At 68.8% G+C, this 20336-nt stretch carries 22 protein-coding genes; 15 read left to right on the forward strand and 7 right to left on the reverse strand.

Going from position 1 to position 20336, the window contains the following annotated elements; all coding sequences use genetic code 11:
• Nucleotides 1–3: 3 nt before the first annotated feature.
• A complete protein-coding gene (locus tag L1066_RS24155; protein WP_235738900.1) occupies nucleotides 4–615 on the reverse strand; it encodes a hypothetical protein in 612 nt (203 codons plus the stop codon).
• 127 nt (nucleotides 616–742) lie between these two features.
• Between L1066_RS24155 and L1066_RS24160 the strand changes: the two genes are divergently transcribed.
• Nucleotides 743–1705: a bile acid:sodium symporter family protein gene (locus L1066_RS24160; RefSeq protein ID WP_235738901.1), complete on the forward strand. Its 963-nt coding sequence runs from the start codon at nucleotides 743–745 to the stop codon at nucleotides 1703–1705.
• Here L1066_RS24160 and L1066_RS24165 read toward each other — a convergent pair.
• Entirely contained in the window at nucleotides 1687–2172 is a 486-nt protein-coding gene (locus tag L1066_RS24165) for a MarR family winged helix-turn-helix transcriptional regulator (protein ID WP_235738902.1), read from the reverse strand. The two genes, L1066_RS24160 and L1066_RS24165, sit on opposite strands and share 19 nt — an antisense overlap.
• 32 nt (nucleotides 2173–2204) lie before the next feature.
• Between L1066_RS24165 and L1066_RS24170 the strand changes: the two genes are divergently transcribed.
• The 4 genes from L1066_RS24170 (at nucleotide 2205) to L1066_RS24180 (ending at nucleotide 7749) form a co-directional block, all read left to right on the forward strand.
• Nucleotides 2205–4487: an arylsulfatase gene (locus L1066_RS24170; RefSeq protein WP_235738903.1), complete on the forward strand. Its 2283-nt coding sequence runs from the start codon at nucleotides 2205–2207 to the stop codon at nucleotides 4485–4487.
• 56 nt (nucleotides 4488–4543) lie between these two features.
• Nucleotides 4544–5578 carry a flavin-containing monooxygenase gene (locus tag L1066_RS24175; protein WP_312008720.1) on the forward strand — a complete coding sequence of 345 codons (1035 nt, stop codon included), beginning with the start codon at nucleotides 4544–4546 and terminating at the stop codon, nucleotides 5576–5578.
• Entirely contained in the window at nucleotides 5554–6003 is a 450-nt protein-coding gene (locus L1066_RS28205) for an NAD(P)/FAD-dependent oxidoreductase (protein WP_312008721.1), read from the forward strand. The genes L1066_RS24175 and L1066_RS28205 overlap by 25 nt, the downstream gene beginning before the upstream one ends.
• 270 nt (nucleotides 6004–6273) lie before the next feature.
• Complete coding sequence (locus tag L1066_RS24180) at nucleotides 6274–7749, forward strand: DEAD/DEAH box helicase (protein ID WP_235738904.1); 1476 nt, start codon at nucleotides 6274–6276, stop codon at nucleotides 7747–7749.
• Nucleotides 7750–7953: 204 nt separating this feature from the next.
• Here the strand turns inward: L1066_RS24180 and L1066_RS28210 are convergent, their stop codons facing one another.
• The 3 genes from L1066_RS28210 to L1066_RS24195 are packed head-to-tail and all read right to left on the reverse strand — an operon-like array spanning nucleotide 7954 to nucleotide 10743.
• Nucleotides 7954–9069 (reverse strand): acyltransferase family protein, encoded by a 1116-nt coding sequence (locus L1066_RS28210; protein ID WP_235738905.1) that lies wholly within the window; start codon nucleotides 9067–9069, stop codon nucleotides 7954–7956.
• A complete protein-coding gene (locus tag L1066_RS24190; protein WP_235738906.1) occupies nucleotides 9066–9887 on the reverse strand; it encodes an acyltransferase family protein in 822 nt (273 codons plus the stop codon). The genes L1066_RS28210 and L1066_RS24190 overlap by 4 nt, the downstream gene beginning before the upstream one ends.
• Nucleotides 9888–9891: 4 nt before the next feature.
• Nucleotides 9892–10743, reverse strand: a complete 852-nt coding sequence (locus tag L1066_RS24195; protein ID WP_235738907.1) for a prephenate dehydratase — start codon at nucleotides 10741–10743, stop codon at nucleotides 9892–9894.
• Nucleotides 10744–10849: 106 nt separating this feature from the next.
• On the opposite strand from L1066_RS24195, the gene L1066_RS24200 reads away from it, so the two are divergent.
• Nucleotides 10850–11920: an alpha/beta hydrolase gene (locus L1066_RS24200; RefSeq protein ID WP_235738908.1), complete on the forward strand. Its 1071-nt coding sequence runs from the start codon at nucleotides 10850–10852 to the stop codon at nucleotides 11918–11920.
• 78 nt (nucleotides 11921–11998) lie between these two features.
• On the opposite strand, the gene L1066_RS24205 is transcribed toward L1066_RS24200, so the two are convergent.
• Entirely contained in the window at nucleotides 11999–12619 is a 621-nt protein-coding gene (locus tag L1066_RS24205; protein WP_283095604.1) for a MerR family transcriptional regulator, read from the reverse strand.
• Nucleotides 12616–12741: a MerR family transcriptional regulator gene (locus L1066_RS27290; protein ID WP_283095605.1), complete on the reverse strand. Its 126-nt coding sequence runs from the start codon at nucleotides 12739–12741 to the stop codon at nucleotides 12616–12618. Before L1066_RS27290 ends, L1066_RS24205 begins: the two co-directional genes overlap by 4 nt.
• A 126-nt stretch (nucleotides 12742–12867) precedes the next feature.
• Here L1066_RS27290 and L1066_RS24210 point away from each other — a divergent pair, with 126 nt between their 5' ends.
• The 9 genes from L1066_RS24210 to L1066_RS29020 all read left to right on the forward strand — a co-directional run.
• Complete coding sequence (locus L1066_RS24210; RefSeq protein WP_249225362.1) at nucleotides 12868–14079, forward strand: acetyl-CoA C-acetyltransferase; 1212 nt, start codon at nucleotides 12868–12870, stop codon at nucleotides 14077–14079.
• A 209-nt stretch (nucleotides 14080–14288) separates the two neighbouring features.
• Nucleotides 14289–16499: a 3-hydroxyacyl-CoA dehydrogenase NAD-binding domain-containing protein gene (locus L1066_RS24215; RefSeq protein ID WP_235738909.1), complete on the forward strand. Its 2211-nt coding sequence runs from the start codon at nucleotides 14289–14291 to the stop codon at nucleotides 16497–16499.
• A 230-nt stretch (nucleotides 16500–16729) separates the two neighbouring features.
• Nucleotides 16730–17512, forward strand: coding sequence for an SDR family NAD(P)-dependent oxidoreductase (locus L1066_RS24220; protein ID WP_235738910.1), 783 nt, complete (start codon nucleotides 16730–16732; stop codon nucleotides 17510–17512).
• A 208-nt stretch (nucleotides 17513–17720) separates the two neighbouring features.
• Nucleotides 17721–18017: a hypothetical protein gene (locus L1066_RS24225; RefSeq protein WP_235738911.1), complete on the forward strand. Its 297-nt coding sequence runs from the start codon at nucleotides 17721–17723 to the stop codon at nucleotides 18015–18017.
• On the forward strand, nucleotides 18014–18268 hold the full coding sequence (locus L1066_RS24230) for a histidine phosphatase family protein (protein ID WP_235738912.1): 255 nt from the start codon (nucleotides 18014–18016) through the stop codon (nucleotides 18266–18268). Before L1066_RS24225 ends, L1066_RS24230 begins: the two co-directional genes overlap by 4 nt.
• Before the next feature lie 5 nt (nucleotides 18269–18273).
• A complete protein-coding gene (locus L1066_RS24235; protein ID WP_235738913.1) occupies nucleotides 18274–18693 on the forward strand; it encodes a hypothetical protein in 420 nt (139 codons plus the stop codon).
• On the forward strand, nucleotides 18690–19019 hold the full coding sequence (locus L1066_RS24240; RefSeq protein ID WP_235738914.1) for a zinc-ribbon domain-containing protein: 330 nt from the start codon (nucleotides 18690–18692) through the stop codon (nucleotides 19017–19019). Before L1066_RS24235 ends, L1066_RS24240 begins: the two co-directional genes overlap by 4 nt.
• Nucleotides 18962–20077, forward strand: a complete 1116-nt coding sequence (locus tag L1066_RS24245; protein ID WP_235738915.1) for a hypothetical protein — start codon at nucleotides 18962–18964, stop codon at nucleotides 20075–20077. The genes L1066_RS24240 and L1066_RS24245 overlap by 58 nt, the downstream gene beginning before the upstream one ends.
• Nucleotides 20078–20145: 68 nt before the next feature.
• Nucleotides 20146–20336, forward strand: a 191-nt coding sequence (locus L1066_RS29020; RefSeq protein WP_376707732.1) for a zinc ribbon domain-containing protein, incomplete at its 3' end; no start/stop codon positions are given.

The raw sequence follows: 20336 nt of genomic DNA on the forward strand, positions 1-20336 counted from the left end.
GGGTCAGGAGGGCCGGCGGTTCCGGAGCTCGGCGGCGTACGGGTCCAGGCCTTCGGCGCGGCGGAGGGTGGCGAGTCGGGTCCGGTCCCACCGCCACAGGCAGAGCAGTCCGCCGACGCCCAGCGCGGCGGGCACGAGCCAGTCGCCGTTGAGCATCACCCAGCCGAAGAAGCCCACCTCTGGGGTGCCGAGGTCGGGCCAGTCGGTCGCCAGCCACACGAAACCGGGAACCATCCCCAGCAGCGAGATCGCGATCGGTTGCAGGGCGGGGCGCGGATCGCCCATGCGCTTGCGTACCCAGGAGCCGAAGGGCAGCGAGAGCAGCGGAGCAATGCTGGCGGCGAACAGCAGGATCATGCCGTCGTCGAAGCTGAGATCGCGACCGAAGAGCGGGGCTGTGGGGTCGGAGACCTCGTTCATGTAGTGGAGCTCGTTGGCCAGTCGGGGATCGATCCCGACGACCCTGATGGTGTCCCAGAGCAGGGAGAACGCCACGCCGACCGGGAGTGCCGCGCAGGCGAGCAGCACCACTGCTGCGGCTCGGATGAGCGGGTGGGTCGATTTCGGTGGGGCGTGCGAGGCGTCGGACCCGAGCCCCTCGAGATGCTCGGTCATGTCGACATCCTGCCGGATGGAGTGCCGGAGCAAGTCGTTCGTTCCGTTCCGATCCGGGTGACGGAAACGCAGGACAACTTCCCGTCCATTTGCTTAACTATGGTTAAGCAAATGATCGGGGAGGCAGATGTACGTCGCAGCTTCCGACCTCGACACCCTGCGGATCAGCCTCGGTGAAGGCCCGCAGGTCGGCATCAAGATCCTGATCGCCGTCTTCTTGCTGGGTGTCGCCCTGGACACCAGGCTCTCCGACCTGCGCGCCGTCATCTGCCGGCCACTGGTGCTGGTCGTCGGCGTGGTCGCCCAGTTCGTGCTCCTGCCCGCCCTCACGCTGGGGCTGTGCCACCTCCTCGACGTGGGTGGCTCCGTGGCACTCGGCATGCTGCTGGTCGCCTGCTGCCCTGCCGGCAACCTCTCCAATCTGCTCACTCACCGCGCCCACGGTGACGTCGCCCTCTCGATCTCGCTGACCACGTGCTCCAACCTGTTGGCGGTGCTGGCGACGCCGTTGGCCTTCGGCTTCTGGTCTGCCCGCTACCCGGCCGCCGACGAGCTGCTCCGCGACATCCGTCTCGACCCGGTCGACATGGGTGTGGAGGTGGCCCTGCTGATCGGACTGCCGTTCGCCGTCGGGGTCTGGGTGGCGAGTCGGTATCCCGGCCTGGCATCGCGCCTGCGCCGGCCGGTGGAGGTCGCCGTCCTGACGGCATTGTTGCTCGTGATCGTGGCCGGCCTCGCCGCGCGAGGTGGCATCATCGTCGACCACCTCGACGAGGTGGCACTCCCGGCGATCATCCAGAACGCCGTCGTCCTGCTCACCGGGTACGTCGTCGCGCGGCTCCTCCGGATGCGTGCGGCCGGGGTGCGCGCGATGACCTTCGAGATGGGGGTGCGCAACACTGCGCTCGCCCTGGTGCTGGCACTGGCCTACTTCGACCAGCTCGGTGGGGTTGCTCTCGTGGTCGCCTTCTGGGCGTTGTGGGATGTCTTCACCGGGCTCGCGCTCTCGACCTACTGGCGACGGCGGCCGCTGCACGGCGGTGGTCGCGACGGGGACTCGGCCGCGCCGACTCAGGGGCGGTTGTCGTGAGGTGTCAGCGTCTGCGGCAGGTGGGGCGATCCGCGCTCCACCAGGGCAGCCAGGGTCCGCCGCGTCGCTGCTGCGTCGTCGCTGCCGACCTGGGCGGCCAGGCTCGCCTCGAACTCCGCATGGAAGGCGGCCGCGCACGCGAGCGCCGCATGCCCTCGATCGGTCACGCGGACCGCGCGCACCCGTTTGTCCTCGGCCTTCACCCGCTCGACGAGACCCGCGCGGACCATCGGCTCGATTGCCTTGAGCGCACCGGGGCTGCTCAGCCCGATCCGGTCTGCCAGCTCACGCAGGCTCAGCGCGTCGTCGCCCAGCGAGCGCAGCAGCAGCCCGCCACGCACGGTGAACCCGTCGAAGCCTTCGTCGGCAAGCCGCTGGTGGAGGGCGTCGATGAAGACCACGCCTGCCAGGTTCAGCAGCACCCCGAAATCGAGGGGATGTCCCTCGCCCCGGTCCGATTCACCCATGTCAGCCACCAGAGCATCGTAGGAGTCCGCCAGTGAGCACGACCTCTCCCACCGGTCCCGTCATCGGTCGCACCACAGCCGAGTCGACGCCGTACCACCCGGCACGGCCACGCCCGGCGGGTAGGCCGAACGTGCTCGTGGTCCTGCTCGACGACGTGGGTTTCGGGCAGCTGGGACCGTTTGGCGGCGAGATCGAGACGCCCAACATCGACCGCTTGGCGGGGGAGGGGCTGCGCTACAACCGCTTCCACGTGACGGCACTGTGCTCGCCCACCCGCGCGGCAATGCTGACCGGACGCAACGCGCACGCAGCCGGCGTCGGCTTCCTGGTCGACATGCCGGCCGGCTACCCGGGTTACAGCGGGCGGATCTCGAAGTCGACCGCCACGGTGCCTCGGTTGCTGCGCGACTCCGGGTGGAGCACGTTCGCGGTCGGCAAGTGGCACCTGACGCCTCGCAACGACCGGTCGGCAGTCGGCCCCTTCGAGACCTGGCCCCTCGGCCAGGGCTTCGAGCGGTTCTACGGCTTCCTCCACGGCGACGCGAACCAATGGACGCCCACGCTCTATCGCGACAACTCGCCGGTGGAGCCGTCGGAGACCCCCGAGGAGGGCTACCACCTCACCGAGGATCTGGTCGACGAGGCGTTGCGCATGATCAAGGACCAGAAGCACGCCGCGCCGGAGAAGCCCTTCTTCATGTACTTCACGCCCGGCGTCGGTCACGCCCCGCACCAGGCGCCGAAGGAGTGGATCGAGAAGTATGCCGGCCGCTTCGACGACGGCTGGGAGGCGCTGCGGGAGCGGGTCTTCGCCCGACAGGTCGCCGCCGGAGTCGTGCCGGAGGGCACCACGTTGCCGCCCCGCCCGGACTTCGTGCAGGCGTGGGACACGCTGAGCGCTGAGGAGCAGCGGCTCTTCGCTCGCTATGCCGAGGCCCACGCAGGCTTCGTCTCCCACTTCGATCACCACCTCGGTCGGCTGTTGGACGGATTGGACGAGCTCGGGATCGCCGACGACACGATGGTGCTCCTCACCTCCGACAACGGCGCCAGCGCAGAGGGCGGCCAGCTCGGTTCCCTCAATGAGCACCGCTTCGGCTTCAACGTGCCGGACACGCTCGAGGACAACCTGGCAGCGATCGACGAGATCGGTGGTTGGCGCGGCTACAACCACTACCCGTGGGGTTGGGCGTGGGCCGGCAACGCGCCCTTCCACCTGTGGAAACGCTACTCGTGGCTCGGGGGAGTGCGGGTGCCGATGATCCTCAGGCCCGCCGGCGGAGTTGCCGACCCCGGTGCGGTGCGCGACCAGTGGTGCCACGTCGTCGACGTCGCGGCCACGGTGCTCGACGCTTGCGGTGTGACGCTCCCCGATCAGGTCGACGGAGTCACCCAGCGGCCGCTGGCCGGAGCCTCGTTGCTCGGCACGGTCGCCGATGCCGGAGCGCCGGCGCCACGGGCGACCCAGTACTTCGAGACCCTCGGCTCACTCTCGATCATCCACGACGGCTGGAAGGCCACCACCAACCACGTTTCCGGCGGTGTCGCCGACGAGGCGCTGATTCCGGGCAGCCGTGACTTCGCTGACGACCGCTGGTGCCTCTTCCGCATGGACGACGACTTCTCGGAAGCCCATGACGTCGCCGACGACCACCCGGGCGTGGTGACCGAGCTCATCGCCCGTTGGGAGCAGGAGGCGGCGGCCAACCAGGTCTTTCCCCTGACCGACAACCTCTACGGCCACCTCGCCGGCTTCGAGCCACCGCTCTGGCCCACGCCCGAACGACTCGTCGTCCGCCCCGGTGCCAACCCGGTCGTCGACGAAGCGGTGCCGTCCCTCGCGCTCGGCGCGCTGGTCGAGGCCGATGTCACCGTGCCCGAAGGTGGGGGTGAAGGAGTGCTCGCCGCGATCGGTGACTGGTCCAACGGCTGGGCGCTCGTGGTGATCGACGCCCGCCCGCGCTTCCTGCTCAACGCCACCAGCACGCCGTACGCCGTCACCTCCGACATGCCGCTGCCCGCCGGTGACCACACGGTCGGCTTCCGACTGGCCGGCGAGGACGGGGTACTGCTGGTCGATGGAGCGGAGGTGGCGCGTGTTCCGTTCGCTGCCGGGATGGGGTCCAGCGGAATCCAGATCGGCGGCGGCGGCCTGCGGGTCGGCCGCGACGCCGGCTTCCCGGTGAGCGACGACTATGCGCCCCCGTTCGCCTGGACCGGCGAGTTGCGAACGGTCACCTTCACCGGCGGCGGTGCGCTCGCCGATCTCGACGCCGCTCGCGCGCAACTGGTCGCTGCACTCCACGCCGAATAGACCTCCGTCGGCGCGACGGGTTCCGTCATTGAATTTCGTTCAGTAGTCTCGTCGGCATGAACGCTGCTGAGCACGTCGACGTACTCATCATCGGTGCCGGACTCTCCGGCATCGGGGCCGCCGCGAAGTTGAGCACCGAGCACCCGGACCGCTCCTACCTGCTGTTGGAGCGACGCGGGGCGAGCGGTGGCACGTGGGACCTCTTCCGCTATCCCGGCGTGCGCTCCGACTCCGACATGTTCACGCTCGGCTACCGCTTCAAGCCGTGGACCGACGACAAGTCGCTGGCCGACGGCGCCTCGATCCTGCGTTACGTCCGCGAGACGGCCGAGGAGTACGGCGTCGACCAGCGCATCCGCTACGGGCAACACGTCCTGGGCGCTGACTGGGACTCCGACAGCAAGCGCTGGACCGTCACCGTCGACACCGATCAGGGGCAGGTCGCCTACACCTGCAACTTCTTGTGGAGCTGCAGTGGCTACTACGACTACGACGAGGGCTACACCCCGCAGTTCCCCGGGCGCGAACGTTTCGAGGGTCGCATCGTGCACCCGCAGCACTGGCCCGCCGACCTCGACTACGCCGGCAAGCGGGTCGTGGTGATCGGCTCCGGCGCCACCGCGGTGACCCTGGTGCCGTCCATGCTCGAGTCCGGCGACTCGAGAGCTGCCGGTCACGTGACGATGCTGCAGCGATCGCCGACCTACATCTTGTCGGTGCCGCGGCGCGACCCGCTCGCCAACACCGTGCGCAGGGTGCTCGGCGCGAGACGCGCCTACCCGGTCATTCGGCTGAAGAACATCGCGCAGGCGAACACGCTCTACTCGGTCAGCCAGAAGCGGCCGAAGCTCGTGCGTGCTGCGATCCGCAAGATGACGCAGAAGATGCTGCCCGAGGACTATCCGGTCGACGTGCACTTCAAGCCGACCTACGGGCCGTGGGACCAGCGGCTGTGCCTGGTGCCCAACGGTGACCTCTTCCGGGTGCTGCGTGAGGGCACCGCGTCGGTGGTCACCGACACCATCGAGACCTTCACCGAGAAGGGCATCCTGCTCAGCTCGGGGAGGTGCTCGAGGCCGACATCATCGTGACCGCGACCGGTCTCAACCTGCTGGCCTTCGGCGGCATCCAGATGACGATCGACGGCGAGAAGGTCCACCTGCCCGACACCATGGCCTACCGGGCGCTGATGCTCAGCGACGTGCCCAACTTCGCCTACACGATCGGCTACACCAACGCCTCATGGACGCTGAAGGCCGATCTCGTCGCCGAGTTCGTCTGCCGGGTGCTCGCCCACATGGAGGCGACCGGGACCTCCGTGGTCACCCCGCCCCGCGACCCGTCAGTCACCGAGGAACCCTTCATGGACTTCGAAGCAGGCTACGTGCTCCGAGCAATCGACGAGCTCCCCAAGCAAGGCTCCGTCGAACCCTGGAAGCTCAAGCAGAGCTACTTCCACGACGTCCGCTCGATCCGCAGGGCCGACATCGCCGACGGGGTGCTCCGCTTCTCCTGAGGGGATCGTCCCTAACAGATTTGTAGATTCCGGCCGGAAACTACAAATCTGTTAGGGACGATCCCGCTGGTCCGGAGGGAAGGTGGGGCAACGCACACCGCGAGGATGGGAGGTTGTGGGCGTGCGTGCACTACGCTGGAGGGGCTCGGTCCGACAAGTCTTGCCGCGGACCGAATGGCGTACCACTTGGTGCGATCCCTCGAATCCGAGGCACACTTCCCGCGCTCTGCGCGATGAGTTTGGTGAGACACCACCAACGAAAAGATTTCCTTGTCTACCAAGAGTTTCGCCGACTTCGGCGTGCCCACTGTCCTGTCCTCCGTGCTTGCCGAACGCGGCATCACCTCTCCCACCCCGATCCAGGCGGCCACGCTGCCTGACTCGCTCGACGGCCGCGACGTGCTCGGTCGCGGGCGCACCGGATCGGGCAAGACCTACGCCTTCCTGATCCCGTTGGTCGCGCGGCTCGTCGCCAGCGGCCGCCGCCCCCGCAAGGGCGCCCCGCGGGCGCTGATCCTCGCCCCGACCCGTGAGCTCGTGGGCCAGATCGAGGAGGCGCTCGTCCCGCTGGCTAAGGCAGCCAACCTCTCCACGCGCACCGTCTTCGGCGGCGTCGGCCAGAACCCCCAGGTGCAGGCACTGCGCCAGGGCGTCGACGTCGTCATCGCCTGCCCGGGACGCCTCGAGGACCTCATCAACCAGGGCCACTGCACCTTGGGTGACATCGAGGTCACCGTGCTCGACGAGGCCGACCACATGGCCGACCTCGGCTTCCTCCCCGGTGTACGTCGCCTGCTCGAGAAGACGCCGCCGAAGAGCCAGCGACTGCTCTTCTCCGCCACGCTCGACAAGGCGATCGACGTGCTGGTGAAGCGCTTCCTCAACAACCCGGTCACCCACCAGGCCGACTCGGCGCAGTCGCCGGTCGCCACGATGACCCACCACGTGCTGCACCTGCAGCGCGACCACCAGGTGCCGGTGCTCGTCGACCTCACCAGCGCCCCCGGGCGCACCGTGGTCTTCACCCGCACCAAGTACGGCGCCAAGGCCCTTGCCCGCCAGCTCAACAAGTCCGGCGTCCCGTCGGTCGAGTTGCACGGCAACCTGAGCCAGAACGCGCGCACCCGCAACATGGAGGCCTTCCACGAGGGCCGCGCAACCACGCTCGTTGCCACCGACATCGCTGCCCGTGGCATCCACGTCGACGACGTCTCGCTCGTCGTCCACGCCGACCCGCCGGCCGAGCACAAGGCCTATCTGCACCGCTCCGGCCGTACGGCGCGAGCCGGCAACGAGGGCTCGGTCATCACGCTGATGACCGACGACCAGGTCAAGGACGTGCGCGACCTGACCCGCGCAGCCGGCATCAAGCCGACCATCACCCGCATCGACGGCGCCGCTCACCCGGTGCTGAAGAAGCTGGCGCCGGGCGACCGCTCGACGCCCGGCGGGATCGAGTTCGAGCAGCCGCAGCAGTCCTCCGGCAAGTCCGGTGGGCAGGGCAAGTCGGGCGGTCGTCGTCGCCGCTCGGGCGGTGGCGCAGGCCAGGGCGAGGCGCGTGCCGCGTCTGGTCAGTCCCGCGGCGGTCAGTCGCGTGGCGGCCAGGGTGGGCAGTCGCAGCCGCGCAAGCAGGGTTCCGGTTCAGGCGGTGGCAACCGCAAGCCGGCCGGCCGTTCTGGCGCAGCCCGCACCAGTGGCGGTGGCCGGAGCAGCCACAGCGCCAGCAGCTTCAGCCGCGGACGCTGATCGCACGCACAGCTGAGAAGGCCGGCAACTCCGGGGAGTTGCCGGCCTTCAGGCATTTCAGGGGTGACGGTCAACGTCCCCGAGCAGGAGCCCGCGCCGCGGCAACGACCTACGATCTGGGCGCCGTCGACGGTCAGGTGGCGCCGCCCAGCGCCTCCAGCTCCCGGATGAAGCGGGGTGTCACGGTCAGGGCGTAGGTCTTCGTCAGATGGTTGGTGTCGCGATAGACGAGGATGTCGCGCCACACGGGGAACACTGGCGGCCCTTGCAGATGCGCTCGGACGGGCGGAGCAGGGTGACACCCTCGATGCCTTCCGCGGCGGCGACCTCCTGGGAGCTCCCGCGGGCGCGGAACGTGCACGGCTCGACGGCTGCCTCCTCCGCCAGGCACGTAGGGGGAGCGAAGGGTGCGATCGGGTTGTCGACGACGAGGAGCACCGGGATGCCTTCGTCCGTCAGCCTCGTGAGCACGCTGCGCAGGCCGGCGATGGACTGATCGCGCGAGGTGGCGCCGTCGAGTCGGTCGCCGTCATCACCGACGACACGGCGGTTCGACCGGGTGGCGAAGGAGATGACCACGGCGTCGGGCCGTTCCTCGACGACGCGGTCGAGGATCATCTCGCGAAACTCGTCGCACTCGGTGAACGCGCGTTCGCGACTCGGAGCCCAGAGCGTCACGTCGGCGACCGTGCATCCACTCTTGGTCCAGTTGTTGACCTGCCAGCCCAGCTGGTTCGCTGCCTTCTCGAGTGGCGGGAACATCACGACCGCGTGGCTGTCGCCGAGCAGTACCACTTGCTTGTCGGAGCCGACGTCGGCGAAGGCGCACTCGGGCATGTCGACCTCCTCGAAGCCCAGGTCGCATCCTGCTGTGCGCATGCTGATGTAGTCGCTGGACGCATCCTCAGGAGCAGGTCGCAAGGTGATCCGCTCGCCGTTCAGCCCCTCCACGGTCCGGGCGGGATCCTGCCCGAGCTGCGGCACCGCGATCGCCGCACACGAAGCGACGGCCACGAGTGCGGCGCCCATGCCGAGCGAGCGGATCTGCTTGGCCGTGAGGACGGGGAGGGCGCGGAGAGGAGTCTCGACGTACTTGAACGAGATCAGGGCGGCGACGTAGGAGGCGACAACGAGGCCGACGGTGACCCACCAGCGATCCGTTCCGAACGCGGTGCCGCCGAGGATCAGGATCGGGAAGTGCCAGAGATACCAGGAGTAGGACAGGTCGCCGAAGTGCTGGAGCGGACGGATGCCCAACGCACGGCCGACCAACGTGTCCCCGGATCGGATCCCCGCGCCCAGCAGGAGGACGGAGCTCACCGTGGGCAGCAGGGCAGCGACACCGGGATAGGGGTGGCGCCGCCGGCCTCCTTGAGGCTCACCATCGACCAAGCGAGGCCGGCGACACCGGCGAGGGCGAGGAGGTTGGCCGGTGTTCTCGCCAGCCGCGCCACCCAGGGCGCGGCGATGGCCAGCAGACAGCCGAGGCCGAGCTGCCAGGCGCGGGCGGGGGTGCCGAAGAAGGCGTAGGGCTGGTTGGCGCCGGTCTCCACGATGCACCACCACAGGGAGGCGATCACGATCACCGTCGTGACGCCTCCGAGTGCCAGCATGCGACGGCGACCTCGGACGAGAAGTACGACGGCGACCACGATCAGCGGCCAGAAGACGTAGAACTGCTCCTCGACGCCGAGTGACCAGTAGTGCAGGACGGGGCTCGTCACCCGGTCCGTGGCCAGGTAGTCCGTGCTCTGCTGGGCGAACCGCCAGTTGGCCGAGAAGAGGGCAGCCCACGTCATGTCCTTGCTGACGTCGGGACGTTCGAGCGCCGGGGTGACGACGGCGACCGCGATCGCGGTGGCGACCAGCACCAACGTGGAGGCGGGCAGGATCCGCCGCGCTCGGCGGGCCCAGAAGTCACCCAGCGAAACTCGTCCGTTGCGGCCGAGTTCGGCGATCAGGAGGCTGGTGATGAGGAAGCCGGAGATGACGAAGAACAGGTCGACCCCGACGAATCCTCCGTCGAGATGGGGTGTGCCGGCGTGGTAGGCGACCACGCTGATGACGGCCAGCGCACGCAGACCTTGGATGTCCCTGCGGTGGCGCAGCGGAGCCTGCGTGGCGACGGGCTGGTTCATCCGGTCAGGAGAGGGCGGACTCGGCCCGCGCGGGGTGGGCCGGATAGACGCCGAGGATGGTGAGCTCCGTGGTGAAGAACGTGAGCTCCTCGAGGGCACGGGCCAGGGCAGGCTCGTCGGGGTGGCCCTCGACGTCGGTGAGGAACACCGTCGCGGTGAACTCACCGTCGACCATGTAGGACTCGAGCTTGGTCATGTTGACGCCGTTGGTGGCGAACCCGCCCAAGGCCTTGTAGAGCGCGGCCGGAAGGTTGCGCACCCGGAAGACGAAGGTCGTCACGGTCGCACCGTTGTTGGGCGGCGGCACCTGCGCCTCGCGGGCGAGGAGGACGAAGCGCGTGGTGTTGTGCTCCTCGTCCTCGACGTTGCGAGCCAGCGGCACCAGGCCGTAGACCTCCCCGGCCAGTGGCGGCGCGAGGGCGGCCACGCTCTTGTCGCCGAACTCGGCCACTTCCCGCGCCGAGCCCGCGGTGTCGCCGGCGATCACGGGCCGCAGACCGTATTCGGCGATGACCCGCCGGCACTGTCCGAGCGCGTGCACGTGACTGCGGACCGAGGTCAGGTCGTCGGGCGTCGCTCCGGGAAGCGCGAGGAGGTCGAAGTGGATGGGCAGGAAGAACTCGCCCACGATGTGGAGCCCCGACGTCGGCAGGAAATGGTGGATGTCGGCGACTCGTCCGGCGAGCGAGTTGTCGATCGGGATCATCGCCAGGTCGGCGTGCCCGTCCTGGACCGCGGCGAACGCGTCCTCGAAGGAGGCGCATGGCAGCGGCTCGAGGTCGGGTCGGACTTCACGGCAGGCGATGTCGGAGTTGGCTCCCGGCTCCCCTTGATAGGCGATCTTCCCAGTGCTCACCGGACCATCGTCCCAGCCTTGGGGACCGGCGTCTCACGGGGGAGACGATGGGTACTCTCGAAAGAGGCGCAATCGGGCGCCCTTCTGTTCGATCCGAGGTCTTCCGATGTCCTTCCCCGCCCCTGTCACCGTCGTCTCCGGCTCCACCGATCCGGCGGCTCCACTGGTCGTGCTCTGCCACGGCATCAGCGAGGACGAGACGATGTTCGACCACGTCGTACCGCACCTCCCCGCGTCGGTGGCGGTGGTGAGGATGCGCGGTCCCGTGTCCGCCGGGCGTGGCTACAACTGGTTCGAGCGCCGTGAGGGTCGCATCTGGCAGCCATCGTTGGAGCAGGTCATGGACTGGTTCGAGGAATGGCTCGAATCCGTGGCCCCGGCTGGTCGTCCGGTCATCCCGATCGGCTTCAGTGCCGGCTCCGCCTTCGCCAGTGCGCTGCTGATCCGCCGCCCGGAGCGCTATGTGGGCGCAGGAGTCCTCGCCGGGGCCATCCCGATCAGCAACATGCCTGATGCCGCAGTGCCCGGACGGTTCATCGGCAAACGCGTCTTCCTTGCCATCAGCGAGCAGGACCGGATCATCCGCGAGGAGTACACCCGCGACACCTGGGACTACCTGCTGCAGGAGTCCGCGGCCGCAGTCACGGCCCGCGTCGATCCCGGCGGACACGAGGTCACCGAAGCCACGGCGAAGGCTCTCGGCGTTTGGCTGGCCGGAGTCGTCTCGGCCCTGGAGCCCGCAACGGCAGGGCGCGCGACCCCCGAGTGGAGCGCACTCCCTCAAGGGCTGCCTCGCCGCCTCGGCAACCGCCCGCTCGTCACCTGGGCCCCGCCCCAGCAACAGTGGAGCGACCAGGCCCTGGATGCGGTCAATGACGAAGTGGCTGCCCGTGTCGCCTCCCTCCCCGGCGTGCGGCTCGTCGAGGTGGGTGACGACGTACGTGGCCAGGTCTCGGTGCGCGTCGACGGGGCCGAGTTCGCGCGACTCACCGCGCTGCACGACACCTCGGTGCGCGTCGTCCTGCCGCCAGCCCTGGCCCGGGACGTGGTGGTGCAGGGCTGGGGCCAGGTGCTTGCGACTCCGTCGCAGGCACTCGTCCTGGTCTACGGTCCGCGGAGCAAGGGCGAGATCGACGTCGTCAGCGGCATCGTCGCGGAGGCGCACGCCCGGCGCTGAATGGTTCGATGGAGTGGACCTGCTGTGATCCAGCGACAACGCAGCATTTTCACTCCAACGAAGTCGTACGTCGCAGCGTCAGGGAGTCTCCTCGCCCGTCAGTCGCGCGATGCGGCCGCCGATGGCCCTGGTCACCGCGGCCTCGTAGTGACTGACCAGTGCGGCGGTCGTGATCGGTTTGATCGTCTCCACGGCGCGCAGCAGGTCGCTCGGCTGGGCTCCGGAGGCGCGGAAGGCGGGCCAGACCTGCTCGTGGAAGAGCGCGTTGAGTGACTCGGCGATCGCGGTGGCGTGCTCGGTCATGATCGCCCGGGCCGCGAGGGCCGCCTGCAGCGGATAGCCGAACTGGATCAACGCCAAGCACGCGTCGAGGTGGGCCACGGTCACGTCGAAGTGGTCGTCGTCCTCACGCGGCCGGATCGCCTCCAAGGCGACCAGCACCTCGATCTCGTCGTCACTGAGCACCCGTCCGGCCCGTGCGTCGAGGTCGTCGCGGGTCATCGGCTCGGACTGCTCGGCAGTCCACGGTGCCAGCAGGGTGCGGTGCAACGAGATGCTCTCGGGAGTGGCGTCCGCCGGGACACGGGCGACGTACTTCTCGATCGCCGCGAGGGTGAAGCCGTGCGCCTGGAGCTCGCGGACCAGCTCGAGCCGGGCCACGTGAACCGGTGTGTAGAAGCCCTGGCGCCCCTTCTTCATGGGGGCGGCACGAGACCTCGGGTCGTGTAGAAGCGAACGTTGCGCACGCTCATCCCGACGTGGTCGCAGACCTCCTCGAGGGTGAGCAGGTCACCCTCGGCCAACTCGTCGCCAGTCGTCATCGCGGCCTCCTTCCCCCAGTTCCGTTGTGACTCACCACACACCCTTTGCCTTCACTGACAGTCATGGTGTCACAATCGGAGGTGTGCGGTCGCCGCCGCACCCACGCAACGACTTCAAGGATGGTCATGGCAGAAGCATTCGTGTACGACCACATTCGCACTCCACGGGGCAAGGGCAAGAGCTCCGGTTCCCTGCACGAGGTCAAGCCTGTCGACCTCGCTGTCGGGCTCATCGAGGAACTCTCGACCCGCAACCCGAGCCTCGACACGGAGCGCATCGACGACGTGGTGCTGGGCGTGGTCTCGCCCATCGGTGACCAGGGTGGCGACATCGCCAAGACGGCTGCGCTGAAGGCGGGCCTGCCTGAGACGACTGCCGGCGTACAACTCAACCGCTTCTGCGCCTCCGGCCTCGAGGCCGTCAACCAGGCCGCCTCCCGTGTGCGCGGCGGCTTCGAGGACCTGCTGATCGCCGGTGGCGTCGAGTCCATGAGCCGGGTGCCGATGGGCTCCGACGGCGGTGCCTGGGCAGCGGATCCCGACACCGCGCTGGCGACCGGCTTCGTGCCGCAGGGCATCGGCGCCGACCTCATCGCCACCCTCGAGGGGTGGAGCCGCGAGGACGTCGACGCCTTCGCTGCCCAGTCCAACCAGCGTGCTGCCGCCGCCTGGGAGGCCGGCTACTTCAAGGACGCCGTCGTGCCGGTCCGCGACCAGAACGGCCTGGTCATCCTCGACCACGACGAGTTGATCCGCCCCAGCACGACGGTGGAGAGCCTCAGCTCCCTCAAGCCTTCCTTCGCCCAGATCGGCGCCGACGCTGGTTTCGACGACGTGGCCCTGGAGAAGTACCACTGGGTCGAGAAGATCAACCACGTGCACCACGCCGGCAACTCCTCAGGCATTGTCGACGGCTCCGCCATGGTGCTCATCGGCTCCGAGCAGGTCGGCAAGGACCTCGGTCTCACGCCGCGGGCACGCATCGTCTCAGCCGCCGTCTCCGGTGCCGACCCGACGATCATGCTCACCGGACCGGCTCCGGCGGCCCGCAAGGCGCTCGCCAAGGCCGGCCTCGAGGTCAAGGACATCGACCTCTTCGAGATCAACGAGGCCTTCGCCGCGGTGGCCATGCGCTTCATGCGCGACCTGGGCATCACCGATGAGATCACCAACGTCAACGGGGGCGCGATCGCCATGGGCCACCCGCTCGGTGCGACCGGCGCGATGATCCTCGGCACCCTCATCGACGAGCTCGACCGCCGTGGCCTCAAGCGGGGCCTCGCCACGCTCTGCGTCGGTGGCGGCATGGGCATCGCGACGATCGTCGAGTTGGTCTGAGCGGACTGGTCTGAGCGCAGCGAAGCCCAATCCGTGCTGGTCGAGCAAGCGATCGCGACCGAGGGACGACGCCGCGAGGAGCGCGTTGAAGCCCGGTGAGCCGAGAGACCAACGTGGCTTCGACGGCCGCAACCACCGGAGTGGTTCCGACAGGCTCAGCCACCGACGAACCGACGTACACACAAAGACTTTGAACAAGGAAGACAGCCATGACTGACACCCAGACCGCGGTCCGCTACGACCGGGATGCCGACGGCATCGTCACCCTCACCCTCGACGACCCGACCGCCAGCGCCAACACGATGAACGAGCTCTACCAGAACTCGATGAACGCTGCCGTCGACCGGCTCTACGCCGAAGTCGACGACGTCGTCGGCGTCGTGATCGCTTCGGCGAAGAAGACGTTCTTCGCCGGCGGCAACCTCAAGAACATGGTCACCTCGACCAAGGACGACGCCCAGGCCGTCTTCGACATGGCCGAAGGTGTGAAGGCCGGCCTGCGTCGCTTGGAGCTCTACCCGCGCCCCGTCGTCGCCGCGATCAACGGCGCCGCGCTCGGCGGCGGCTTCGAGATCTGTCTCGCCGCCAACCGCCGCATCGCGTGGGACGACAACTCGGTGCAGCTGGGCCTGCCCGAGGCCTCCCTCGGACTGCTTCCCGGCGGCGGCGGCGTCACCCGCGTCGTCCGGCTGCTCGGTATCCAGAGCGGCCTGATGGACGTGCTCCTCCAGGGCCCGCGCTTCAAGCCGGCAGCTGCGCAGGCCAAGGGTCTCGTCGACGAGCTGGTCGGCTCGGTCGACGAGCTGGTGCCGGCAGCCAAGGCCTGGATCAAGGAGAACACCCAGGACGAGGACGCGACCAAGACCGCTGCACTCAATCCTTGGGACCGCCCCGGTTACAAGATGCCCGGTGGTACGCCGAAGTCCCCGGCCCTGGCTGCGTTCCTCCCAGCCTTCCCCGCCCTGTTGCGCAAGCAGCTCAAGGGCGCCGACTTCCCGGCGCAGCGGGCGATCCTGTCGGCCGCCGTCGAGGGCGCCCAGGTCGACTTCGACACCGCGTCGCGCATCGAGTCGCGCTACCTGACCTCGCTCATCGTCAACCAGCAGTCGAAGAACATGATCCAGGCCTTCTTCTTCGACCTGCAGGCGATCGGCGCCGGCTCGCTGCGTCCTTCCGGACCGCCGAAGTACCGCGCCACCAAGGTCGGCGTGCTCGGCGCCGGCATGATGGGCGCCGGCATCGCCTACGTGTGCGCGCAGGCAGGCATGGAGGTCGTCCTCAAGGACGTCGAGCTGGCCAACGCGGAGAAGGGCAAGGCCTACAGCGAGGGCATCCTCACCAAGGCTGTCGCCAAGGGTCGCTCCACCGAGGAGAAGAAGGCCGCGCTGCTCGAGCGCATCACGCCCACCGCGGACCCGGCCGACCTCGCCGGCTGCGACCTCGTCATCGAGGCCGTCTTCGAGGACGTCGCGCTGAAGCAGAAGGTCTTCGCCGAGATCATCGAGCACGTCAACCCCGACGCGCTGCTCTGCTCCAACACCTCCACCCTGCCGATCACCGAACTGGCCTCGGGTGTGAAGCGCCCGACCGACTTCATCGGCCTGCACTTCTTCTCACCGGTCGACAAGATGCCGCTGGTCGAGATCATCCGCGGCAAGGAGACCTCTGACGAGGCGCTCGCCCGGGCCTACGACGTGGTGCAGCAGATCCGCAAGACCCCCATCGTGGTCAACGACAGCCGCGGCTTCTACACCTCGCGGGTCATCGGCGTGCAGATCAACGAGGGGCTCGCCATGCTCGGCGAGGGCCAGCGGCCGATGTCGATCGAGCGGGCGGCCACCTCGGCCGGATTCCCGGTGGGTCCGTTGCAGATCAGCGACGAGCTCAACATGGAGCTGATGGCCAAGATCCGCAAGGCCACGGAGGATGCCGCTGCCCGCGATGGCATCGAGCTCGGGAGCGATCCGGCCGGTGACGTCGTCAAGAAGATGATCGAGATCGGTCGCCCCTCGCGACTCAAGGGCGCAGGCTTCTACGACTACGACGAGAACGGTCGTCGCGCCAACCTGTGGGAGGGCGTTGCCGAGACCTTCCCCGAGGCCGAGGTGCAGATCCCGATCCAGGACATGCGCGACCGGATGATGTTCGCCGAGGTGCTGGAGACCGCGAAGTGCTTCGAGGAGGGTGTGATCACCTCCTCCGTCGCCGCCAACATCGGCTCGATCATGGGCATCGGCTTCCCCGCCAACACGGGTGGCGCCGCGCAGTTCATGACCGGCTACGTCGGCGCCGACGGCGAGATCGGTCTCGACGCGTTCATCAAGCGTGCCGACGAGCTCGCCGAGCAGTACGGCGACCGGTTCCGTCCGACCCAGTGGCTGCGGGATCGCGCTGCCTCCGGTGAGGGCCTGCCTGCCTGAGTCCGTTCCCCCTCGAAGGTCGAGCCTCGCCCCGTTGGTCGAGCCGTGCCCCGTTGGTCGAGCTTGTCGAGACCCGCTGATCGAGCCGTGCCCCGTTGGTCGAGCTTGTCGAGACCACGTTCCGCAAGCGGTCTCGACAGGCTCGACCTCCGGGGGTCTCGACAGGCTCGACCAACGGGAGTGGCTCGACCTCCGGGAGTGGTTCGACCACCGGGTAGGTTGGGGCAGCCATGGATGAACACAAGCCGTTGCGCGTGGTGGTGACCGGTGCCGGGTCTGGCCTCGGTGCTGCCCTGGCCGATGCGTGGGAGGCGCGCGGCGCCCGGGTGCTGGCCACGGACCGTGACCCTGCCGGCCTCTCGCTGCGGAGGTACGCCGACACGCACGACATCACCGATCCCGCGGACTGGGCACGGATCAAGGGCCGGGTGGTCGAGCAATGGGGCGGTCTCGACGTGCTGGTCAACAACGCCGGCGTACCGGGTGGGGGCCGTCTCGACGTCGCCGAGGTCGAGGAGTGGCGCTGGATCTTCGAGATCAACCTCTTCGGCATGGTGACCGGGCTGCGTGAGTTCACCCCGGTGTTCAAGGAGCAGCGCAGCGGCCAGATCATCAACGTGGCCTCGTTGGCCGGGCTGGTGCACCCGGCCGGAATGGCGTCGTACAACGCGGTGAAGGCGGCCGTCGTGGCGCTGACCGAGACAGCCGGCCACGAACTGGCCGGGCACGGCGTCAAGGCTGCAGTGGTCTGCCCGAGCTACTTCCGCACCAACCTGATGGACCGCATGCAGGGAGCCGACTCCGGTCTGGCCGAGGTGATGCGCGGGCTGGTCAGCGGCGCGCCCCTCGGTGCCGACGAGATCGCGCAGGCGGTCTTGGAGGGTGTCGAGCGCGGCGACGAAGTGATCATCCCCGACCCAGCGGCCCGCGACGCGGTGCGGCTCAAGCAGCAGGACCGGGCCGGTTACGACGCCGTCATGCGGCGTCAAGCGGCCAAGCTGCACGAACTCTGAGCCCCGCCGGGCCGCAGAGGAGCCGAATTTCGACGAACGTCCCCCACGACGCAGTCGCTTCCCTCAGACTGTGCGAGCAGGGCAAGGGGCCCTCCGGTTCGACGGGAGATCGCATGGGTCAGGTGGTCCTGGTCCGTCATGGGCAGGCGCACGTGAACCGGACCGGGGGGAAGAGCTCACCCCTCTCGGTTGGGAGCAGTCCCGGCTCGTGGGGCAGGCGCTGCGTCAACGCGGGATCCGGCCGACGCTGGTCGCCAGCGGCACCGCGCGTTCCCATCTCGAGTCGCTGGAGGCCGTGGGAGAAGCGGCCGGTTGGGACGACGTACCCGGTGTCCTCGACGGTGGCTGGGACGAGTTCGACCATGATGCGTTGCTACAGCGCCTTCCCGCGTTGGCAGGCGACAGCGAGCCCACTCCTGCCCAGCTGCAGGGCTGGTTCGAGGACGCGGCGGAGCAGTGGACCAGCGGTTCCGAGGGGCCGGGGAGTCGTTTCGCGCGTTCGTGACCCGGGTCGGCACCGCCTTGTCGGAGGTACTCGCCATGACTGGTCCCCGCGACACTGCCGTCGTCGTCACGTCCGGCGGCCCGATCGCGGCCATCGCAGCGACGATCCTCATGCCCAACGCCGACGGTGAGCTCTGGCGCAGGCTCAACGGGGTCATCGTGCACGGATCGTCGAGTACCTTCTCCATCGGACCACGCGGTGCCGCGCTGGTCAGCTTCAACGAACACGCCCACCTCCAGACCGGACGCTGATGCCGATGCGCCGAGCCGCCGCTGCCACCCTCTGGGTGCTCTGTGGCCTGGGGTGGGTCGTGATCGCGTTCGTCTCGTGGGCGCAGTCGGGACCCTTGTCCCGCTCGAGCCTCGCCGATCTGGCCGGGCTGGTCCGCTCAGGGGTGCTCACCTCGCTCCCCGGCTGGTTGCCCGCCGTCGTAATCGTGCTGCCGCTGGTGGGTGCGTTGCTGGTCGGGCTGGCGTTGCCACGCACCGTGACCTGGGTGCGACCGGTGCTGCTGGTCGTCGCGGGCAGCCTGTGGTTCGGCATCACGCGTGAAGTGACCGGAAGCCAGGTCGGTCGTTGGGGAGTCGGACCCTGGCTGGGGCTCTGCGCGCTGGGCCTCGGCGCGGTGGCGTTCACGCTTGATCTGGTCGATGTGGACAGGAGACGGAGACGATGAACTTCTGCACCTCGTGCGGACGGCCCCGGGAGGCGGGGGATGCCTTCTGCGCCCACTGCGGAGCTCCGACCACGGTGGCCGGCGCCGGACACTCCGTTGGTGTGCTCGACCCGCAACCAGTGCCACCCGAGGGTGGCGGAGGGCGCCGCAACGCAGGCGTCATCTGGGCGATCGTGGGCACGGTCGTCCTGGCCCTGGGCATCGGTGGCTTCGCGGTGTGGAAGGTCTTCTTCGCCACGTCGTCCGGTGCGGACTCCCTGACGAGGCAGTGCGCGAGGTGCTGGCTGCAGCCGAGGACCAGGACCCGATTGCCGCGCTCGGCATGATCAACCCGGGCGAGAGTCGGGGCGCCGACGAGGTCTGGGAAGCGCTGCACCAGCGACTCGAGCGTGCGGGTGTCACGACGAAGGACGGCGTGTTCGACGCCGCCGGAGTCTCTTTCGAGGACGTTGAGCTCGAGGTAGATGAGGTGGCCGACCACGTCGCGAAGGTCCACCTGCGCGAGGGCACCGTGAAGCTGAGCCTGGAGGCCGACGACTTCCCCAAGGCCTTCGACCGCCTTGCGGCCGAGGCCCGTGCGGAACTCGGTGACAGCTGGACCGAGACCTATGACATCGCCGAGCTGGCCGACGAGATGCGCAGCTATGACTGGGAGGACGACGAGCAGACCCGGATGGGGCTCTTCGTGATGGTGATCGAGGTCGACGGGCGCTGGTACGTGTCGCCCACCGCGACCTGGACCGAGTACGCCGCCCACCAGATCTTCGGGCGCGGCGGCGACTGGTCGGCGTACGACGAGGGTGTCGACCGCGACCCGGTGGGCGGTGAGCGGCCGGAGGAGGCCCTGCGTGCCTTCGCCGAGGTGGCGAACAGTGATGACCTGGAGGCGTTGCTCGATGGGCTGCCGCACGGCCAGGGTGACCTGTTCCGGCCGTTCGTGGGCCTCGTCGAGGAGGAGCTCGCCCGTTACGGCGCGGGATTCGACATCGAGTTGCGTGACCAGACCGTCCGAGCCGGCGACGAGGACGATGGCCTGGTGCGTCTCGACATCGACCGGATCGAGTTGGGCGTGACCGGCGTCGAGGACGGCGACCCCTACCGCAACGCGGTCGGCCTCGACGGCAGCTGTGGTTGGGCAGAGGCCTATGACGGCTCTCGAGCCGATGGCTGCGTCCCCACCTGGCTCACGCAGGTCAGCGGCATCGACAACGCGTTCGTGATGGTCCGCGAGACGGACGACGTCTGGCAGATCGACCTCTTCGCGACCGCGGTCGCCTGGCTCGAGGAGCTCGCGACCAACGTGCCCGACGACGAGCTCGACAGCCTGGTGGCTGCGATCGACGAGGGCGACGGCGCGCGTTGGTTGGAGCACCGCCTCGGCTGAAGCGGCGCGATGTCGGCGGCACGGTGGCACTACGCTGTGGCGACACTCGGGTTCCAAGGGGGAACGTCATGACCTACTGCAGTGCGTGCGGACAGCCAGTCGATCCGCAGCTGAGCTTCTGCACCTCGTGCGGTACACCGCAGGCCCGGTCGGCGCCGGCTGCGACGCCAGCACCCACCGGGCAGGCGCGCCGGTCGATGCCGACCCGCAGGCGAGGCAGCAGGCGCCCTTCCAGCAGCCTCCTTCAGCAGCCGTCCGC

The sequence above is a fragment of the Nocardioides alcanivorans genome (assembly GCF_021555175.1).
GTDB lineage: Bacteria > Actinomycetota > Actinomycetes > Propionibacteriales > Nocardioidaceae > Nocardioides > Nocardioides alcanivorans.

Bases quoted from the DNA above. Each gene is read 5' to 3' on its own strand.
- L1066_RS24155 (WP_235738900.1), bottom strand. From the start codon at position 615: ATGACCGAGCATCTCGAGGGGCTCGGGTCCGACGCCTCGCACGCCCCA.
- L1066_RS24160 (WP_235738901.1), top strand. From the start codon at position 743: ATGTACGTCGCAGCTTCCGACCTCGACACCCTGCGGATCAGCCTCGGT.
- L1066_RS24165 (WP_235738902.1), bottom strand. From the start codon at position 2,172: ATGGGTGAATCGGACCGGGGCGAGGGACATCCCCTCGATTTCGGGGTG.
- L1066_RS24175 (WP_312008720.1), top strand. From the start codon at position 4,544: ATGAACGCTGCTGAGCACGTCGACGTACTCATCATCGGTGCCGGACTC.
- L1066_RS24190 (WP_235738906.1), bottom strand. From the start codon at position 9,887: ATGAACCAGCCCGTCGCCACGCAGGCTCCGCTGCGCCACCGCAGGGAC.
- L1066_RS24200 (WP_235738908.1), top strand. From the start codon at position 10,850: ATGTCCTTCCCCGCCCCTGTCACCGTCGTCTCCGGCTCCACCGATCCG.
- L1066_RS24205 (WP_283095604.1), bottom strand. From the start codon at position 12,619: ATGAAGAAGGGGCGCCAGGGCTTCTACACACCGGTTCACGTGGCCCGG.
- L1066_RS27290 (WP_283095605.1), bottom strand. From the start codon at position 12,741: ATGACGACTGGCGACGAGTTGGCCGAGGGTGACCTGCTCACCCTCGAG.
- L1066_RS24210 (WP_249225362.1), top strand. From the start codon at position 12,868: ATGGCAGAAGCATTCGTGTACGACCACATTCGCACTCCACGGGGCAAG.
- L1066_RS24215 (WP_235738909.1), top strand. From the start codon at position 14,289: ATGACTGACACCCAGACCGCGGTCCGCTACGACCGGGATGCCGACGGC.
- L1066_RS24220 (WP_235738910.1), top strand. From the start codon at position 16,730: ATGGATGAACACAAGCCGTTGCGCGTGGTGGTGACCGGTGCCGGGTCT.
- L1066_RS24235 (WP_235738913.1), top strand. From the start codon at position 18,274: ATGCGCCGAGCCGCCGCTGCCACCCTCTGGGTGCTCTGTGGCCTGGGG.
- L1066_RS24240 (WP_235738914.1), top strand. From the start codon at position 18,690: ATGAACTTCTGCACCTCGTGCGGACGGCCCCGGGAGGCGGGGGATGCC.